This is a genomic window from Afipia broomeae ATCC 49717 (assembly GCF_000314675.2).
Taxonomy (GTDB): Bacteria; Pseudomonadota; Alphaproteobacteria; order Rhizobiales; family Xanthobacteraceae; genus Afipia; species Afipia broomeae.
In genome coordinates this window covers 1,086,915-1,101,259 of sequence record NZ_KB375282.1, presented here as the reverse complement: position 1 = coordinate 1,101,259, position 14,345 = coordinate 1,086,915, and the positions used below count along the sequence as shown (strand labels likewise).

At 60.7% G+C, this 14,345-nt stretch carries 12 protein-coding genes; 1 reads left to right on the top strand and 11 read right to left on the bottom strand.

Annotated features, from left to right (window positions below; all coding sequences use genetic code 11):
- Window positions 1–86 precede the first annotated feature (86 nt).
- From HMPREF9695_RS05090 to HMPREF9695_RS05040, 11 genes are all read right to left on the bottom strand, one after another.
- Window positions 87–1,403, bottom strand: a complete 1,317-nt coding sequence (locus tag HMPREF9695_RS05090) for an MFS family transporter (RefSeq protein WP_006019739.1) — start codon at window positions 1,401–1,403, stop codon at window positions 87–89.
- A 44-nt stretch (window positions 1,404–1,447) separates the two neighbouring features.
- Entirely contained in the window at window positions 1,448–3,160 is a 1,713-nt protein-coding gene (locus HMPREF9695_RS05085; RefSeq protein ID WP_006019738.1) for an IlvD/Edd family dehydratase, read from the bottom strand.
- A 65-nt stretch (window positions 3,161–3,225) separates the two neighbouring features.
- On the bottom strand, window positions 3,226–4,191 hold the full coding sequence (locus HMPREF9695_RS05080; protein ID WP_006019737.1) for a Bug family tripartite tricarboxylate transporter substrate binding protein: 966 nt from the start codon (window positions 4,189–4,191) through the stop codon (window positions 3,226–3,228).
- The gene (locus HMPREF9695_RS05075) at window positions 4,188–5,168 is read right to left on the bottom strand and encodes a fatty acid desaturase family protein (RefSeq protein WP_006019736.1); all 981 of its coding nucleotides are present in this window, start codon (window positions 5,166–5,168) and stop codon (window positions 4,188–4,190) included. Before HMPREF9695_RS05075 ends, HMPREF9695_RS05080 begins: the two co-directional genes overlap by 4 nt.
- A gap of 24 nt (window positions 5,169–5,192) precedes the next feature.
- Window positions 5,193–6,716: a UxaA family hydrolase gene (locus HMPREF9695_RS05070; protein WP_006019735.1), complete on the bottom strand. Its 1,524-nt coding sequence runs from the start codon at window positions 6,714–6,716 to the stop codon at window positions 5,193–5,195.
- A 153-nt stretch (window positions 6,717–6,869) separates the two neighbouring features.
- Window positions 6,870–7,646, bottom strand: coding sequence for an HpcH/HpaI aldolase family protein (locus HMPREF9695_RS05065; RefSeq protein WP_041711320.1), 777 nt, complete (start codon window positions 7,644–7,646; stop codon window positions 6,870–6,872).
- A gap of 92 nt (window positions 7,647–7,738) precedes the next feature.
- Complete coding sequence (locus tag HMPREF9695_RS05060; protein WP_006019733.1) at window positions 7,739–8,824, bottom strand: malate/lactate/ureidoglycolate dehydrogenase; 1,086 nt, start codon at window positions 8,822–8,824, stop codon at window positions 7,739–7,741.
- Complete coding sequence (locus tag HMPREF9695_RS05055; RefSeq protein WP_006019732.1) at window positions 8,825–9,553, bottom strand: ABC transporter ATP-binding protein; 729 nt, start codon at window positions 9,551–9,553, stop codon at window positions 8,825–8,827.
- A 3-nt stretch (window positions 9,554–9,556) separates the two neighbouring features.
- A complete protein-coding gene (locus tag HMPREF9695_RS05050; RefSeq protein ID WP_006019731.1) occupies window positions 9,557–11,335 on the bottom strand; it encodes a branched-chain amino acid ABC transporter ATP-binding protein/permease in 1,779 nt (592 codons plus the stop codon).
- Entirely contained in the window at window positions 11,332–12,207 is an 876-nt protein-coding gene (locus HMPREF9695_RS05045) for a branched-chain amino acid ABC transporter permease (RefSeq protein WP_006019730.1), read from the bottom strand. The genes HMPREF9695_RS05050 and HMPREF9695_RS05045 overlap by 4 nt, the downstream gene beginning before the upstream one ends.
- A gap of 131 nt (window positions 12,208–12,338) precedes the next feature.
- On the bottom strand, window positions 12,339–13,484 hold the full coding sequence (locus HMPREF9695_RS05040; protein ID WP_006019729.1) for an ABC transporter substrate-binding protein: 1,146 nt from the start codon (window positions 13,482–13,484) through the stop codon (window positions 12,339–12,341).
- A gap of 298 nt (window positions 13,485–13,782) precedes the next feature.
- On the opposite strand from HMPREF9695_RS05040, the gene HMPREF9695_RS05035 reads away from it, so the two are divergent.
- The gene (locus tag HMPREF9695_RS05035; protein WP_006019728.1) at window positions 13,783–14,286 is read left to right on the top strand and encodes a hypothetical protein; all 504 of its coding nucleotides are present in this window, start codon (window positions 13,783–13,785) and stop codon (window positions 14,284–14,286) included.
- Window positions 14,287–14,345 lie beyond the last annotated feature (59 nt).

The following is a 14,345-nucleotide window of genomic DNA, read 5'->3' as shown; positions in this document are numbered from 1 at the left end:
AAGGATGACGCGCAACTATCGCCGTCGCCCTTCGAGGCCTCCGCTTTGCTTCGGCACCTCAGGGTGACGGCACGCTGTGTCCTGACCTAATCCGGATCCGACTCGTGACCGTGCAGATAGCCCTTGACCTTGGGGTCAGGCATCAGGATCGCCGCGAGCAACGCAAGAGCGCACATCACAGTGACGTACCAGAAGAAGTCCGATTCGATTCCGTGATCCTTGAACCACAACGCAACATATTCCGCGGTGCCGCCAAATCCCGCATTGGCAATGGCATAAGCAAAACCGACGCTGAGCGCCCTCACCTCCGGCGGAAACATCTCGGCCTTCACCACGCCGCTGATTGATGTGTAGAGCGACACGATCGCCAGCGCGATGACGATCAGCAGATAGGCCATGTAGGGACTTTTTACGTTGCCGATCGCATGCATAAGCGGAACGACAGTCAGGACCGTCAGCACACCGAACAGCCGCATTTGCGTGCGCCGCCCGATCCGGTCCGACAACGCGCCGAATGGCGGTTGCATGATCATGTAGGTGAACAGCACCGCGCTCATCACAATGTTCACAGTGCGATGGTCCATGTGCGCCGTGTTCACCAGATACTTCTGCATGTAGGTCGTGAACGTATAGAAGATCAGCGACCCGCCCGCGGTGTAGCCGAGCACCAGCAGAAACGGCTTCATGTGATGCGTAAAGATGTTGCGCAGGGTCCCTGCGCCCTCCTGCGAGCGGCTCTTTTCGGACGATGTTTCGTGCAGCGACATGCGCAGATAAAGTGCAACGATCGCACAGAGCGCACCGATCAGGAATGGAATACGCCAGCCCCAGGCCCGCAGTTCCGCGTCCGTCAGTGAAAGCTGGACGATCAGCACGACCAGCGAGGCGAGCAACTGCCCGCCGATCAGCGTGACGTACTGGAACGATGCGTAGAAACCGCGCTTGCCGGGCAGCGAAACCTCGCTCATGTAGGTCGCGGTGGTGCCATATTCACCGCCGACCGAAAGCCCCTGCACCATGCGCGCAAGCAGCAGCAGGATCGGCGCTGCAACACCAATGGTGTCGTGGGTCGGCAGCAGGCCGATGGCCAGCGAGCCGCCGCACATCATCAAAATGGAGGTGACCATCGAGGTCTTGCGGCCGTATTTGTCGGCAATCCTGCCGAAAATATATCCGCCGATCGGCCGCATCAGGAAGCCGATGGCAAACACCGCCGCCGTTTGCAGCAATTGCGTGGTCTGGTTGCCCGCGGGAAAAAACGCGTGAGCGAAATAAAGCGCCGTGAACGCGTAGGCGTAAAAATCGTACCACTCCACAAGATTGCCAGATGAGCTTCCGACGATGGCCCATATCCGGCGGCGGCGGTCGGCGTACTGTTCCGCCGTCATTGTCATGGTGCTCATCGCTCTCTCCTTGTGAAAACGGTTCAAACGAAACGGTGCGCTGTTCAGACCTCGCCGGGACCCTCCCGCCGCATGAAATCAAAATCGCAGCCCTCGTCGGCCTGCGTGATCGTCTCATGGAACAAATGCGCATAGCCGCGAGACGCCCAGTCCGGCGTTGACGGCTTCGGCAAGGCTTTCTGGCGCATGGTCAGTTCGACCTCATCCACCAGAAGATCGATGCGCCGCTTCGCGACATCGAGCCGGATCATGTCGCCGGTCTGCACCAGCGCCAGCGGGCCGCCGACGGCAGATTCCGGCGTGATGTGCAACACAATGGTGCCGAATGCTGTGCCGCTCATGCGGGCATCCGAAATGCGCACCATGTCCTTGACCCCCGTGCGCAGGATTTTTTGCGGAATCGGCAGATAGCCGGCCTCCGGCATGCCCGGCGCGCCCTTCGGCCCGGCATTGCGCAACACCAGCACGTCATCGGCTTTGACGTCCAGCTCTGGATCGTCAACGCGGAGCGTCATGTCCTCGACCGACTCGAACACAACCGCACGTCCGGTGTGCTGAAGCAGCGAAGGCGTCGCCGCCGACTGCTTGATGACCGCGCCGCGTGGCGCGAGATTGCCGTGGAGGACCGCCATCGCGCCTTCGCGGTTGATCGGATTGTCGCGCGGACGGATAGCGTCCTGCCCGGGCACTTCCTCCGCATTGGCGACGACATCGCGCAGCGTACCGCCGGCGATGGTCTTCGCATCAAGATCGATCAGGTCGCCAAGTTGCTTCATCAGCTTCGGCACACCGCCCGCGTGATGGAAATGCTCCATGTAATGAGCACCAGACGGCTTCAGGTCGATCAGCACCGGCACCTCGCGGCCAAGCTGATCGAACGCGGCGAGATCGATGCGATGCGGCGTCCGATTGGCTATCGCCGTCAGATGAATCAGCCCGTTGGTCGAGCCGCCGATCGCCTGCAACACCACCTGCGCATTGCGAAACGCGGCAGGCGTCAGCAATTCACTGGGACGAGGTCCGCCGGTAACTGCCATTTCAGCGGCGCGCTTGCCGCTCAATTCGGCCGAGCGTATCCGCTCGGAATGTGGCGCAGGAATTGTCGCGCTCATCGGCAACGACAGGCCCAGCGTCTCGGTGATGCAGGCCATGGTGCTGGCGGTGCCCATGACCATGCATGTTCCCACCGATGGCGCGAGGCGGCCGTTGACGGCCTCAATTTCGGCCTGATCGATTTCGCCCGCGCGGAATTTTCCCCACATGCGGCGGCAGTCGGTGCATGCGCCCAGCACCTCGCCCTTGTGATGACCCACCACCATCGGCCCCACCGGGATGACGACCGTCGGCAGGTCGGCACTCACCGCGGCCATGATTTGCGCCGGCAGCGTCTTGTCGCAACCGCCGATGACAACGATCGCGTCCATCGGCTGCGCGCGGATCATCTCTTCCGTGTCCATCGCCATCAGGTTGCGCAGGTACATCGAGGTCGGGAACGAAAAACTTTCGGCGATCGAAATGGTCGGAAACACCATCGGCATCGCGCCGGCCAGCATGACGCCGCGCTTCACGGCCTCGATGATCTGGGGGACGTTGCCGTGGCAGGGATTGTAATCGCTGTAGGTGTTGGTGATGCCGACAATCGGGCGCTCCAGCGCATCGTCGGAATAGCCCATCGCCTTGATGAAGGCCTTGCGCAGGAACAGCGAAAATCCCGGATCGCCGTAGCTGGTCAGCCCTTTCTTGAGACCCTTTGTCATTCTGCCTTCCCGTCCTTATGCGATGGGCACTTAAGAACATTTCGGGATGGATGGCAAAGGCAGTGTCATTCGACCTTGAGGTCTGCATCCTTGGCGACCTTGCGCCATTTCGCAGTCTCGGAGGCAATAAATTTAGTAAACTCCGCAGGCGGCTGCCCGCCCGGCTCAGCCGCCAGATCCTTGAGGCGGTCGGCGATCAGCGGCTGTTTCAGGACATCGACGATGGCCGCGTAAAGCTTGTCGCGAATGGCGATTGGCGTCCCCTTCGGCAACAAAACGCCGTACCAGGTCGTGATCTCATAACCCTTGAGCCCCGCTTCATCGAGCGTCGGAAGCTCCGGGAAGTAAGGAGAACGCGCAAGCGTGCTCACCGCCAGTGCCCGGACGGTGCCGCTCTGGATATGTGGCCGTGCCGATCCGCTGGTCTCGATCGCCATCTGGATCTGGCCGGCGATCAAATCGGTCATCATCGGCGCGCCGCCCTTATAGGGAACATGCACGATGTCGACGCCAAGGCTCGCGCGAAACATCTCGCCGGACATATGCTCGGTGCTGCCAAGTCCCGCCGAGCCGAAATTCACCTTGCCGGGATTCGCCTTGATCCAGGCAATCAGTTCACTGACGGTTTTCGCTGGCACCGAGGGATTGACGATCAGGATGTTCGGCACCTTCGCAGCAATCGTAACTGGCTCAAGATCCTTCTCGAAGTCATACGGTAATGCTTTGTAAAGGCTCGGCGCGATCGTATGCGCGATGGTTGAGAAGAATACCGTGTAGCCGTCGGGCGGCGATTTCGCGACGATGCCGGCTGCGAGCGTGCCTCCCGCACCGGCCTTGTTCTCCACCACGACGGATTGGCCAAGCTTTTCTGTCAGCCCTTGCGCGATCGGCCGCGCGACCAGATCGGCTGTACCACCCGCCGCGAACGGAACCACCAGCGTAATCGGCCGCGTCGGCCATTCCTGCGCCTGCGCGAGCGTGGTGGCAAACAGCGATGCGACGAGAGCGATTGTGATCCGTGCGGCGGTCATGCTGCGGAAGCAGGCCGCGCGCGCGACGTCGCAAGGCGCAGGACGTCGAGATAGCCAGCAGCGACGTCAACCCGCTGGATCAGGCCCTTCTCGGTCAGCAAGCGGTGCGCTTCTTCCAGCCGATAGCACGGCAGATACATGAACAGATGGTGCTCGGCGTGATAGTTCACCCAATAAGGTGCGATCAGTGCGCGCTCGATGATGTTCGCATGGGTCGTGCGCGCATGGCTGAACGGATCGGGACCGGTCGAAGTGCAGGCATGCTCGGCGATGTTGCGCACCCGCGTCACCAGCGGAAACCACGTCGCCATCGCAACGATCCAGACGCCGAAGAACCAAATGCCTGCGCCGGCAAGCCAGAACAGGCCGAACAGCAGCGCGTTGACGGCGAGAAACCGCTGCATGGCGATCCGGCCGCTGGTCAGGAAGTTCTCAGTCTCCTCATCGCGCATCGCGTCCGTCAGCACCGGATCATGCCGCGCGAACAGCGCCTTGAACGATGGCCTGCGCTGCTTGATGAAGGTTTGCCCTGTGAGATCGCGGAACGCCTTCCGATAGAAGCTGTCCTTCGAGATCGGAAACGGCGCGGAAAGCCCGAGGTCGGGATCTTCCGGCTGCTGCGTGAACCGATGATGCTTGAGATGGTAAGTGCGATAGCCTGCCAGCGTCGCGCCGACCGGCACGGCACAAATCCAGTTTCCGACGAACTCGTTGATCTTCTGGTTTGTGTGCAGCCCGCCATGTGCGGCCTCGTGCATCAGGATCGCCAGCCCAAGCTGCCGCGTGCCGACGATCATCACCGCGAGCAGCCAGGTGAACGGGTTCGGCCAGAGGGTCACGAGGGCGACGGCAGCGGCGATGGTGCCCCAGCAATGCACGACCAGCCACATGCCGCGCCATGAATCGCGCGCGGTCAGCCGCGCCCATTCCTCGGCAGAGAAGATCGTCTTTGGGTCAATGCGTTCAACGGCCGGCATGTCCAGAATCCCCGCGGTCGATGGCTACATCGTAGCGCCTAATACCCACGGCGCAAATTCCGCAGCGCCGAAATCGAACGCCTCGCTCTTGGTCTGTTCTCCGGAGGCCACTCGCAGGATCAGCTCGAAAATACGCTGGCCGCATTGCTGCACGGTTTCGTCGCCGTCCAGAATGGTTCCGCAGTTCACATCCATGTCCTCTTCCATGCGGCGGAACATCGGCGTGTTGGTCGCGAGCTTGATCGACGGCGATGGTTTGCAGCCGAACACGCTGCCGCGCCCCGTGGTGAAACACACCAGATTGGCACCGCCCGCGACCTGCCCGGTCGCAGCCACCGGATCGAAGCCTGGCGTATCCATAAAGGTGAAGCCCTTCTTGGTGACTGGCTCGGCATAGCCAACCACGTCGACAAGATTGGTGCTGCCGGCCTTGGCCATCGCGCCAAGCGATTTCTCCAGGATCGTCGTAAGGCCACCGGCCTTGTTGCCGGGGCTGGGATTGGAATCCATCTCCGCGCCGTTGCGCCGGGTGTAGTCCTCCCACCACCGCATCAAGGCGACAAGCTTCTCCCCTACCTCGGGGCTGACCGCGCGACGCGTCAGCAGATGTTCCGCACCATAGGTCTCCGGCGTTTCGGACAGGATCACCGAGCCGCCATGGCGCACCAGCAGATCGCTTGCGGCGCCGAGTGCCGGGTTAGCTGACACGCCGGAGTAGCCGTCCGAACCGCCACATTGAAGTGCGACCATCAACTCGCTCGCCGGGCACGGTTCGCGCTTGATGTTGTTCGATTCCGCGAGAACTTCGCGCACAAATGCGACAGCCTTCTCGACCGTCTTGCGCGATCCACCAACATCCTGGATGTCCAGCGACCGCAGACGGCCCGCCAGCCGCTGCTCCTCGAGAAATCCGCCGATCTGGTTCATCTCGCAGCCGAGGCCGAGAATGATCACATGCGAGAAATTCACATGGCGTGCATAACCGCCGAGTGTTCGCCGTAGAACCGTCAGCGGCTCAAGCTGCGTCATGCCGCAGCCGGTCTTGTGGGTCAGCGCGACGACGCCATCCACATTGGGATAATCGGCGAGCGGATCGTGACCGGTGAACGGATTTTTCTTGAACACGTCGGCCACAAGGCCAGCGACATGCGCGCTGCAGTTCACGGAGGTGAGAATGCCGATGTAGTTGCGGGTCGCCACGCGTCCATCTGGACGCCGGATGCCCTGAAACGTCGCGGGCAGATCGAAATTCGGCGTCGGCTTGACGTCGACACCGTAGGCATAGTCCTTGGAAAACTCCCCCATGCCGATGTTCTGCACGTGGACATGCTGTCCCGGCGTGATCGGAACGGTGGCGAAACCGATGATCTGGCCGTAGCGCTTGACGGGCTCTCCGACCGCAATCGGCTTCACCGCAACCTTGTGACCTGCGGGAATGCGTTCCGTCGCCGCAACACCCTGCGCGATCTCGGCGCCCGGCAGCAGCGCCGTCCGCGCGATCACCACGCTGTCATCGGAATGCAGGCGGATCACGGGTGTCGGGGCCATGGCTGTTATCCTTGTTTGGCTCTGGCTTTCGGTTCACTTCGCGCAAATCTCGTCTCGTCATTGCGAGCGAAGCGAAGCAATCCACTCTTTAAAGAGACTAGGTTGCTTCGTCGCTACGCTCCTCGCAATGACGCGCACGCATGCCTGCGCTCGTTAAGCCTTGCCGCCGGAATTTTTTCGCGTCTCGGCGATGTGACTCTTCGCAGACATGGCCAGCAGCCCGCTATCGTTCATGATCGTGACGAGCTTGAAACCGCGCTCGATGGCGAGTGCCGCGCCCGCCGCACCGCTGCAATGGATTCCGGGAAAGATGCCGCGTTTGTCGCATTCCTTCACGATCCGCTCATAGATCTTGATGATCTCCGGCTCGGTCCGATCCAGTGTCGGATGCAAGCCGTAGGAGAAGCCGAGATCTGACGGACCGATATAGACACCCGCTATGCCCTTCACATCAAGGATCGCTTCGAGGTTTTCGATCGCAGTCTTGGTCTCGATCATCGGAATGCAGAGCGTCTCTTCATTCGCAGTCTGCTGATAGGTGCCGGCGGAGCCATACATCATGGCGCGGATCGGACCGTTGCTGCGAGTGCCGCGTGGCGGATACTTCGCATACTGCACGAAGCGCTCGGCTTCCTCTTTCGTGTTGATCATCGGACAGATAACGCCGTAAGCGCCGCCATCCAGCACCTTACCGATAATGCCGGGCTCGTTCCACGGCACGCGCACCATCGGCGTAACCGGATGCGCCTGCATCGCCTGGAAGCACTGGATCATTGACTGATAATCCTGCACGCCATGCTGCATATCGACGGTGACGCTGTCGAAACCGCATTGCGCCATCACCTCGGCTGAAAAGCCTGAGGGGATGGCAAGCCAGCCGTTGACGACCACCTTGCCCGCAGCCCAGATTTCCTTGACCTTGTTTGCCATTCGATCGTTTTCCGTTTCTGTTTTGATTGTTGTCGCTTGGTTTGGGCGCGGGTCATGCATGAGCTGCCCTCCGGCTAAACCCGATCCTCGACCTACCCGGTTGCGTTGGCAATGGCGTCTTCGCCGATTCCGAGGGACCGGGCCGTAGCCGCGATGGAATTCCAAGTCTCGTCGGTCAGCGGGACGCCATTCTTTGTGCGTTCGGCCCGCGTCGCCGCTTCCGGCTCGCCCGGAATCAGCACCGCTTCGTGGCCCTGCGCGAGCTTGCTGTCCTTGAAGTAGGCAATGTAGCGGGCGACCTCGCCGTCGAAGAAATGCGCAGGATCGACGACCTTGGGGTCGATGAAGATCGCAAGCATGCCGTTGGAGAAGCGCCGGTCTGTCTTGGTCGCCCCGTTCCCGGTCAGCGCGCCTCCTAACAATTCGCACATCAACGCGAGACCTGAACCCTTGTGCTCGCCGAACGCGCGGATCGCGCCTGTCCCAAGGGCATGATTTCTTGGCCCTTCGGCGTCATAGGGCCCGTAAAGAACATGCGGGTCCTCGGTAAGCGCACCGTTTTCATCGACCAACGCGCCTTTCGGCAGCTTCTTGCCGCCTCGGCTCGCGACCATCACCTTGCCTTCGGCGACAATGGAGGTCGCAAAATCCAGCACCACCGGCCCCTGCCCCGGACGCGGAATGCCGACGCAATAGGGCGCGGTCGAAAGTTTGCGGCCGACGCCGCCATAAGGCGCAACGAGTACCGATCCCGCGGCGTTGACGAAGAAGATCGAGATCAATCCTTCCGCCGCCGCCATTTCGGCCCAATCGCCGACCCGGCCGAGATGTCCGGAATTTTTCAGCGTCATCACCGCGACGCCATTCGCCTTGCACTTCTCGATGCCGATCTTCACCGCCTGCGGCGTGACCGTCTGTCCATAGCCGAAGCCGCCGTCGATCACCGCCAGCGATGGCGTGTCGACGTCGATCTTGATCTTCTGGTCAGGGATGATGGAGCCGTCCTGCACCCAGGCGACATATTTTGGCACGCGGATGACGCCGTGGCTGTCATGGCCCGTGAGGTTTGCCGTCGTAAGATAAGTGGCGATGCGATCCGCCTCCGCCTTTGACGAGCCGGCGCGGGAAAAAATCTCGGAGACGAAGCCGATGAGCTTCTGGGAGTTTATAGTGACCATTTAGACAGTTGCCTTGGTATGGCCGCCTAGGTAAGCGGCTCTGATTGCTTCGTTGCTCCACAGTTCGTCGGGTTTGCCGCCCAGAGCAAGGCGGCCCGTTTCCAGCACGTAGCCATGATCGGCGACGGACAATCCCATTCGCGCATTTTGCTCGACAAGTAAAACAGTCGTTTCCTTGCGGATTTCGGCGATGATGCGAAACACCGCCTGCACGATCACCGGCGCAAGGCCTAGCGACGGCTCATCCAGCAGCAGGAGCCGCGGCTTGGCCATCAGTCCGCGCGCGACCGCGACCATTTGCAACTGCCCGCCTGACAGCGTCCAGCCGAGTTTGTCGGAGAACGCACGAATATCCGGAAACAGATCGAACATCGCATCGGCTTCGCGCGAAAGCTGAGCCTTTGCGACCTTGCGGTTCGAGGCGCCAAGCATGATGTTTTCTTTCACGGTGAGGCCGGGAAACACCCGCCGCCCCTCCGGAACGTGCGAAATACCGAGACGCACGATGGCTTCCGGTCCGAGGCCCACAATCGACTTGCCGTCGAACAGGATTTCTCCGGCCGCTGGCTTGGCGAGGCCGGATATCGCACGCAGCGTAGTGGACTTGCCCGCCCCGTTAGAGCCGAGCAGCGTCACCACCTGCCCCTGCTCCACCTTGAGCGAAACACCCCGCAGCGCTTCGATTTCGCCGTAGAGCACTATAAGGTCGTTGATCTCGAGCAGCGCCATGATTCATTCCGTCCCGAGATAAGCAGAGATGACATCGGGATGCTGCAACACCGCCAGCGACTCGCCATCGGCGATCCGCTTGCCGAAGTTGAGTACGGTGATGTGCTGCGCCGCCTCGCGCACCAGCGTCATGTCGTGATCGATAATCAGAATGGTGAGCCCCTGAGCCGCGATCCGCTTGAGCAGGTCATGCAATTCGACCTTCTCGCTCGAGTTCAGGCCTGCCGCCGGTTCGTCCAGCAACAACAGTGTCGGATTTCCTGCCAGCGCGCGGGCGATTTCGATCAGGCGCTGGTGACCATAGGAGAAACTGGACACCAGCTCATTGGCACGCCCGCCGAGACCGACAAATGTCAGCGCAGACATTGCGCGCTGGGTCAACGCATCCTGATCGCCCTTGCCGATCAGCGTATTACCCGGACGCTCCGCGCCTATGACCACGTTCTCCAGCGCGCTCATCGAACGGAACAGCCGGATATTCTGGAAGGTGCGCCCCAGTCCCGCAGCTGTACGCTGGTGCGCGGGCATATCGGTGACGTCGGTACCGTCGAGCACGATCCTGCCGGCAGTCGTCTTGTAGAGGCCCGACAGCATGTTGAGTGTGGTGGTCTTGCCCGAGCCATTCGGTCCGATCAGCGCATGGACGCTGCCACGGCGCACGGAAATATCCACCTTATCGACGGCCTTGAGACCCCCGAAGTGTTTGGACAGGCCCGTAACCTCAAGCACCATATCGCCGCCGGTCTTGGCCGGCGCGAGTTGTAGCGCGGGACTTGCGATATGAGGCGCGGCTTTCGCCCGCCACCTCGTGATGACGTCCTGCACGAAGCCCCAGATGCCGTCCGGCATGAAGCGCACGATCAGGATGACGAACAGCCCGTAGATCGCAAGATACAGCCCCGGGATGTTCTTCAGAAAGCGCAGCCATTCCGGAATCAGGATCAGCAAGCCCGTGCCGATCACGGCGCCGATCGGGGATCCGACACCGCCCAGCAGCGCCATGGTGAGGAAGACAATCGACTCTGCGAACGAGAACTGGTCCGGGCTGACATAGGAGAAGCCACCCGCGAACAGTCCGCCGCCGATTCCGCCAAGCAGTGCGGAGAGCGCAAACGCCGCCACCTTGGTGCGGAAGATGTCGATGCCCGCAACGCCAGCAGCAAGTTCATTGTCACGTACCGCGCGCATGGCGCGGCCGATCCGTGTGTCCGGCAGATGCCAGACGATGTAACCAATCACCGCGAGCGCCGCGACGCAGAACGCCAGAAACGACTGCTGCGACTGGAACAGCGCCGGCCGCCCGATCTTCGAGATGCCGTCGGGGCCGCGCGTGAGCCAAATCGCATTGATCATGACCAGCGTGACGATCTGCTGGAACGAGATCGTGACCATGGCGAGGTAATGACCGCCGAGCTTGAGCGTGCTCATGCCGAGCAATGCTCCGGCCGCCAGCGCCAGTAGCGAACCGGCCACAAGGCAAATCCAGAAATTGATCTGGTAATCAGCCGTGCCCAATCCGACGGCATAGGCGCCCAATCCGAAGAACGCCGCCTGTGCCAGATTGATCTGTCCGCACAACCCGAGCACGACCGTCAGACCGAATACCGCGATGGCAAACGTCGCCGCCTGCATCAGAATATTGAGGACGTAACCATCGAAGTTCATGGTCGCCGCGGCGAACACGGCAACCGCAGCGAGGAGGAAGTACGGCAGATGTCGGAGCACAAGCGGCGTCGAGCGCAGGGTCGCGGTGACAGGTATGTTCTGGCTCGGCATGCTCATGCTTTTTCCGCCACGCGTTCGCCGAAGATGCCTTGCGGACGGAAGACCAGAAACGCGATCAGCACGAGGAATGCGAACGCATCCTTGTAGGGAACCGACACATAGGCGGCACCGAAGGTCTCAATGATGCCGAGTGCGACACCGCCGATGATTGCGCCCGTGACATCGCCAAAGCCGCCGATAATGGTGGCTGCGAAAGCCTTCAGCGCGATTGTCGCCCCCATCTGGATCGAGACGAACAGGATGGGCGCGACAAGGATGCCGGCCAGTCCACCCAGGACCGCGGAATAGATGAAGGTGATCATGATCATGCTCGACACGGAGATACCGAGCAGCGACGCCATTTCCTTGTCCTGCGACGTCGCCTGTAGCTTCTTGCCCAGCATCGTGTGCTCGAAGAACCAGTAATTCAGAATCACAAGCGCGATGGTGACCGCGATAATCAGCAGATACTGGCTGTCGAGATAGACCGGCCCCAACTGGATGCCCGGCGTCTCGAACCAGCCTTCCAACACCTGCGGCGCGGGTCCGTAGATCGCCAGCACCGAATTGGCCAGAAAGATCGATGCACCGATGGTGGCGATAATGACCGGTAGAAAGGTGCGGTGGCGCAGCGGATAATACACCCCGAGATTGAAAATCACGCCGAACAGCGCCATGCCGGCGAGCGAGATCAGGAACGACAGCCAGTAAGGCCATTGCAGGTCGACCGCGAACACAACCATCAGAAACGCCGCCACCATCGAGAACTCGCCCTGCGCGAAGTTCACGACATTGGTCGCGCGGAAGATCAGCACGAAACCGAGCGCGACGAGCGCATAGACGGAGCCGATGCCGATGCCCGTAAAGAGCAATTGAAGAATCTGATCCATGAGACACTCTACCCGAGAGACGGAGGTGAATTGTCTTGGTCTCGTCATTGCGAGCGAAGCGAAGCAATCCAGAACTACAAAAGAAGCTGGATTGCTTCGTCGCTGCGCTCCTCGCAATGACGAAGGGCGGCCTATCGCTTCGCTTCGATATGCTTCTCGAAGACGATGTTGCCCTTGTCGTTCTTCACGATGTTGTAGCCGTGAAGGCCATCCCCGTTTTCATCGAAGTTGTATTGACCTTCCGCGCCTTCGAATCCCTTGATCGCCAGGATCGCGGTGCGAACCTTCTCCGGCTCGGTGGACTTTGCCGTGTTCATCGCCTTTGCGAGCACGGTAACAGCGTCATAGGTCCATGCGCTCTGATTGTCCGGCGCGAGCTTGTAGGCATCGCGGTAAGCCTTGCCGTAAGCCTTGGCTGTAGGACTTGAATCTTCCGCGTAATCCGCGACGCCGTAGGTTCCAAAGAGCGAGGCGCCCGCTAGTCTTGTGGATGACACGCCGACGATCGACGGCGATCCCACCCACGGGATGTTGACGCCAAGCTGGCGCAACTGGCGCGCGAAGATGCCGAGGTCGTTCTCGAAAGTGAAGTAGGAGCCGAGAACATCCGCGCCGGATTGCTTGATCGCCAGCACCACCGGGGTAAAGTCCTGGCTTTGGTTGGCATAGCCTTGGTCAAGAACCGGGGTAATGCCGAGCTTGCTCAATCCTTCGGTCAGCGCCTTGCCGCCGGCCGTACCGAACGCGTCGGTGGAATGGAGCACAGCCCACTTTTTCTTGCCGAGGGTGTTGGTGCCATAGTCGGCGATCACGCTGCCGGAATAACTGTCGTTCGGACGGAAGCGAAACAGCCACTTGTTGCCCATGTGAGTCAGGTTCGGATCGGTTCCCCCGATCGCCATCGGCTTGCCGAGTTTCAGCACATCCGGCGCCATGGCATGCACCTGCGTCGAACGGATCGAACCGAGAAATGCGACGATGTCCTGCTGCGCAGCGAGCTTGGAGAATGCGAGCACAACACCCGGATTGGTGGTCTGATCGTCTTCGGTGACAAGTTCGACCTGCTTGCCGAGAACGCCGCCGGCCTTGTTGACGGCCTCCAGCGCCAGTTTGGCGCCGTTCAGTGCGAACTTGCCTTGCTCTGCGGCTGATCCTGTAACGGGAAGCACCATGCCGATCTTGATGGTCGCGCCTTGCGCTCCGGCGCTTTTTATCACGGCAGGCGCCGCAAGGACGGCACCAACGCCCACGGAAAACTCACGTCTCGTCAATTTCATCGTCGTCCTCCCAAATGGCCATGCTTTTTCCGCCGGCCTTGGGGAGGATTAGAAGTCCGAAAAACGGGATTGTCTACCGCTCCGGGGAGGAATTATCCCAAACATCCGATCATTGCGCTGCAGCGCGCGAAATGGCCGAAAGCGTCCAGTCATGGCCGAATGAGCCGATGTCACAGGACTTACAAGGAGTCCGTCATCGCGATTTTCTCGTTTTGGTGCACTGCGCCACGTTTTCCAATGAACCAAAGCGTGATATGAGCGACAAATACTTATCGCCCGCCAACGATGGTGTTTAGAGATGTCTTTCCCCGCTTCGCGTTTTGATTTTCGTAGTTTTCGCGGCGCTACCCTGGCTGCAGCCTTCCTGATGGCTCCTGCGCTCGCGCATGCCGAAACCGCGCCATTTGCCAATTATGCAGGCAACTGGTCCGGCAACGGCACGATCACCATCGCCGAAGGCGGTACCGAGCGCATCCGTTGCCGCGGCACCTACTCCGTCGACGACAGCGGCAACAACCTTCGTCAGGTCCTGCGCTGCGCCAGCGACAGCTACAAGTTCGAACTCACTAGCAATATCCTGGCCAGGGGCAGCAACATTACCGGTTCCTGGAGCGAAGCCAGCCGCGGCGTCAACGGCACCGTCGAGGGAAGCATTGTAAATGGCCAGGTTACCGCACTGGTCCAGACCAACGGCTATGCAGCGACCTTCAACGTCGTGACCCGCGGCAACAAGCAGTCGGTCAACATCAGTTCGAAGGGCGAGTTGCGCGGCGTGACCATCAGCCTGTCGAGAAGCAACTAGGATCTCATACTCAAAAGCCCGCCGATGATGAATCGGCGGGCTTTTTGCTGACTGAAGCC

What these genes read in the sequence shown, in the direction of transcription:
- HMPREF9695_RS05040 (WP_006019729.1), bottom strand. Translation starts at nt 13,484, where the DNA reads ATGAAATTGACGAGACGTGAGTTTTCCGTGGGCGTTGGTGCCGTCCTT.
- HMPREF9695_RS05035 (WP_006019728.1), top strand. Translation starts at nt 13,783, where the DNA reads ATGTCTTTCCCCGCTTCGCGTTTTGATTTTCGTAGTTTTCGCGGCGCT.
- HMPREF9695_RS05090 (WP_006019739.1), bottom strand. Translation starts at nt 1,403, where the DNA reads ATGAGCACCATGACAATGACGGCGGAACAGTACGCCGACCGCCGCCGC.
- HMPREF9695_RS05070 (WP_006019735.1), bottom strand. Translation starts at nt 6,716, where the DNA reads ATGGCCCCGACACCCGTGATCCGCCTGCATTCCGATGACAGCGTGGTG.
- HMPREF9695_RS05080 (WP_006019737.1), bottom strand. Translation starts at nt 4,191, where the DNA reads ATGACCGCCGCACGGATCACAATCGCTCTCGTCGCATCGCTGTTTGCC.
- HMPREF9695_RS05045 (WP_006019730.1), bottom strand. Translation starts at nt 12,207, where the DNA reads ATGGATCAGATTCTTCAATTGCTCTTTACGGGCATCGGCATCGGCTCC.
- HMPREF9695_RS05060 (WP_006019733.1), bottom strand. Translation starts at nt 8,824, where the DNA reads ATGGTCACTATAAACTCCCAGAAGCTCATCGGCTTCGTCTCCGAGATT.
- HMPREF9695_RS05050 (WP_006019731.1), bottom strand. Translation starts at nt 11,335, where the DNA reads ATGAGCATGCCGAGCCAGAACATACCTGTCACCGCGACCCTGCGCTCG.
- HMPREF9695_RS05075 (WP_006019736.1), bottom strand. Translation starts at nt 5,168, where the DNA reads ATGCCGGCCGTTGAACGCATTGACCCAAAGACGATCTTCTCTGCCGAG.
- HMPREF9695_RS05055 (WP_006019732.1), bottom strand. Translation starts at nt 9,553, where the DNA reads ATGGCGCTGCTCGAGATCAACGACCTTATAGTGCTCTACGGCGAAATC.
- HMPREF9695_RS05085 (WP_006019738.1), bottom strand. Translation starts at nt 3,160, where the DNA reads ATGACAAAGGGTCTCAAGAAAGGGCTGACCAGCTACGGCGATCCGGGA.
- HMPREF9695_RS05065 (WP_041711320.1), bottom strand. Translation starts at nt 7,646, where the DNA reads ATGGCAAACAAGGTCAAGGAAATCTGGGCTGCGGGCAAGGTGGTCGTC.